This is a genomic window from Chitinophaga varians (genome assembly GCF_014529945.1).
GTDB classification, from domain to species: domain Bacteria; phylum Bacteroidota; class Bacteroidia; order Chitinophagales; family Chitinophagaceae; genus Chitinophaga; species Chitinophaga varians.
In genome coordinates this window covers 1-798 of sequence record NZ_JACVFB010000025.1, presented here as the reverse complement: position 1 = coordinate 798, position 798 = coordinate 1, and the positions used below count along the sequence as shown (strand labels likewise).

1 protein-coding gene is annotated in these 798 nt (G+C 52.5%); it reads left to right on the top strand.

From position 1 onward, the window contains the following. Positions 1-798, top strand: a 798-nt coding sequence (locus tag ICL55_RS34880; protein WP_223151697.1) for a condensation domain-containing protein, incomplete at both ends; no start/stop codon positions are given.

Here is a 798-nt window from a genome sequence, read left to right as displayed (position 1 = left end):
TTCCGTAACAGCTACGGCCTTTCTTCGCTGGAAGTAGACCTGGAAGGGCATGGCAGAGAGGAGGTGTTGGCCAATATGAATGTAAGCCGTACGGTGGGGTGGTTTACCAGCATTTATCCCGTGCGGCTGGAGGCAACCGATGTGCCCCTGTCGATATTGATACGTCAGGTGAAAGAAACGCTGCGCAGTATTCCGCACCATGGTATGGATTACCTGTTGCAACCCCGCAGTGGGGCACTTCGCCGGTCGGCGGTGAGTTTTAACTATCTCGGGCAGTTTGATACAGATACCCGCTGGCCGTCGTTCTCTGTGCTGAATGAATACAAAGGAGGGGAGATGAGCCTGGACGGCAGCTGGCACTACGAATGGGATATTGCCGGCCAGGTGCAAAACGGAAAACTGGCGCTCTCGCTGCGTTACAGCAAAGCACAATACCGGCAGGACAGTATCCGTCATTTTATGGCGCATTACAAAGCGGCTTTACAGGAGATCATCCGTTACTGCCAGGATTATGGTAAAGTGGTGCTGAGTCCTTCAGATACCGGTTGTCCGGACCTTACGATGGCCGCGCTGGACAGTTTGCAGGAAACATTTTTAGTTGAAAATATTTATCCGTTATCGCCGATGCAGGAAGGGCTGTTGTTTCATACGCTCTACGACGCCTCTGCAGACCATTACTTTGAACAGGTGAGTTGCCGCATCACGGGGCAGTTGGAGGTAGAAGATGTGGTGGGGGCGATGAACACGCTGTTGTCGCGGTATGATATTTTGCGCACGGTCTACCTGTATGAAGGCTAC